Here is a 2858-nt window from a genome sequence, read left to right on the forward strand (position 1 = left end):
CAGTTCCGTCTTCGATTTCTTCACGTTCGGCGTGCTACTGATCGGTCTTCGAGCGACCGTCACGGAGTTTCGGACCGGCTGGTTCGTGTTCTCCGTCCTCACGGAGGTGCTGATGGTCCTCCTGATCCGAACCAGAAAGCCGCTTTTCGAAAGTCGCCCGAGCGGGCCGCTCGTCGTCGCCTCGCTCGCAATCGCGCTCCTAACCCCGCTCTTCCCGATGCTGTTCCTCGGTCGGGTGTTCGACTTCACGCCGCTGACGATAACCCTCTTCGTGGCGTTGCTCGGCCTCTTGGTCGGCTATCTGCTCACGATCGAAGTCGTGAAGCGGCTTTTCTATCGACATATCTCCCTCTGAGATTTCTCATCGCTCGCTCGGAACCCGCGCCACACGTTTTTACACGACCGTGGTGTGTGAGAGTCATGGTCGTACGGATGGGAGGGATAGGAATCGGGGGTATCGGCCACCTGGAGTTGAATTTGGCAGCAGGGATGGACGACGTTACCATCGTTGCCGGCGCGGATACAGCGACGGGAGCGCGTGCCGTATTCGAATCCGAGTTCGATGCGCCCGGGTACGAGGACTATCGGACGCTTCTCGACGAGCATGGCGGGGAGTTGGATGGGATGTTGATCGCGACGCCACACGCCTTTCACTACGAGCAAGCGACCGCTTGCTTGGAAGCGGGAATCGACGTTTTGTTGGAAAAACCGATGACGACCGACGTACGGGATGCCGTCGATCTGATCGAAACGGCACGACGACACGACCGTGTCCTCAAAATCGGGTACCAGCGCCATTTTCATCCCGTCTTTCAGATGATTCGGCACCTCATCGCCAGCGATCGTATCGGGAATGTCCACACCGTTGCCTGTTACATTGGACAGAATTGGTTCTCCTCACATCGGGGGTCGTGGCGGGTCGACCCGTCGATATCGGGTGGCGGCCAACTGTACGACACCGGTTCACACCTCCTCGATGCGCTCCTGTGGGTGACGAACGGGGTTCCGGAGACGGCGACTGCGTCCATCGAGTTCGCCAAGCCGGACATCGACGTGAGTGCGGCGCTCACGACACGACTGCGACTGGACGGGAGGGCGGCAATCGCGAGTATCACCGTGACGGGGGATGGTGTCGAGATGGACCCACGCGAGGGGTACGTCGTGTGGGGGACACGCGGCGGTGTGGTGTACACCGGTGACTACCTGTACATCGAACACAAGGGAGCGACCAGATACACGGTGCCGACGGGGACGAAGTCGAACTTCGATATCGCGACGAGACGGAAGGTGGCGGACTTCGTCACCGCCATCGACGACGGCGAACGGCCGATCGTCCCGGACGAAGCCGTCCACGTCACCGCACTGACGGAGGCGGCGTACATGGCCGCCGCCGAAGAGCGAACCGTCGACGTCCAGCGTCTGGTTTCCGAGGCGAAACAAGCGTGAACCGGCGGGTTCGAAGGGGGTAAAATGGTTCTGGAGAGCCGAGCAGGAATCGCCGTTACCCCTCAGTCATCCTCCATTTCTGCGACCCGAAGCATCGTTTCGAGCCCGACGTCGGGGGTGACGGAGATCGAGTCGATGTCCGCGTCGAGGAGGAACTCGACGAAGCCGGGGACGGTCGATGGGGCGTCGCCACAGATACCGACGCGACGGTGGTGGCGATGTGCCGTTTCGATCAGCGAACGGATGGAGCGTTCGACGGCTTCGTCGTCCTCGTGGAACAACGGTGCGAGCCGTGCGGAGTTCCGGTCGATGCCGAGCGTGAGTTGCGTGAGGTCGTTCGAGCCGATGGAAAAGCCGTCGAAGACGTCGCTGAACCGATCCGCCGAAACGACGTTCGATGGGAGTTCGGCCATCACGTACACGTCGAGGTCGTCCATCGTCAACCCGAACTCCGCCATGAGTCGCTTCACCTTCTGTCCCTCGTCCGGCGTTCGACAGAACGGTACCATCACGATCACGTTGTCCAGACCGACGTCCTCCCGAACGCGGCGAAGCGCTTCACATTCGAGGCGAAACGCCTCCCGAAACCGCGAGTCGTAGTATCGGGAGGCACCGCGCCAACCGAGCATCGGGTTCGCCTCCGTGGGTTCGTACCGACGGCCGCCGCGGAGGTTTCGGTACTCGTCAGTCTTGAAGTCGCTGAGACGGACGATCACGTCACGAGGGTGGAACGCGGCGGCGATCGTCGCGATGCCGGTTCGAAGCTGTTCGATGAATCGCTCCGACGCGTCGTGTTCGATGGCGTACAGCGGGTGGTCGCCGATGGCGGACGTGATGATGAACTCCTCGCGGGCGAGTCCAACCCCATCGACCGGAAGGTCGGAAAGCGAGAACGCACGGGACGGGTCCCCGAGGATGAGCATCACGTCCGTTTCCGTCTCGGGAATCTCGTCGAGCCGCTCCTCGTGAACGTCGTAGACGAGCGTTCCGGCGTACACGCGACCCGTCGTTTCGGTACAATCGACCGTCACCTCGTCGCCGTCGCGGAGCGTTTTCATCGCGTCGTCGGCACCGACGATGGCGGGCAATCCGAGTTCCCGCGAGACGATGGCCGCGTGTGACGTTTTCCCGCCGTGCTCCGTGATGATTCCCGCCGCCTTCCGCATCACCGGCTCCCAGTCGGGGTCGGTCGTCTCGGTGACGAGAACGTCCCCCGCTTCGAATCGATCCATTTCGCGGATATCGGAGAGGATTCGAACCGGTCCGGTACCGATGGCGGTCCCGACCGAGACGCCTTCCATTAGAACGTCGCCTTCCTCGGTTCGGCGGTAGGTTCGGACGGTTCGTTCCGTCGTCGCCGCGTGCACCGTTTCCGGCCGCGCTTGGACGATGAACAGTTCGTCCCGCTCGCC

General features: G+C 62.1%; 3 protein-coding genes. 2 read left to right on the top strand and 1 reads right to left on the bottom strand.

The genetic code is table 11. From position 1 onward, the window contains the following. The coding region (locus tag WBV42_RS16410; protein ID WP_423986976.1) for a cation transporting ATPase C-terminal domain-containing protein at positions 1-355 on the top strand (355 nt) is incomplete at its 5' end. Positions 356-420: 65 nt separating this feature from the next. Continuing rightward, positions 421-1446: a Gfo/Idh/MocA family protein gene (locus tag WBV42_RS16415; protein ID WP_423986977.1), complete on the top strand. Its 1026-nt coding sequence runs from the start codon at positions 421-423 to the stop codon at positions 1444-1446. Between the two features lie 62 nt (positions 1447-1508). Here the strand turns inward: WBV42_RS16415 and ppsA are convergent. Then, positions 1509-2858 (bottom strand): phosphoenolpyruvate synthase (ppsA, locus tag WBV42_RS16420; RefSeq protein ID WP_423986978.1); only part of this gene is annotated, 1350 nt, incomplete at its 5' end.

Source organism: Haladaptatus sp. (assembly GCF_049589095.1).
GTDB lineage: Archaea > Halobacteriota > Halobacteria > Halobacteriales > Haladaptataceae > Haladaptatus.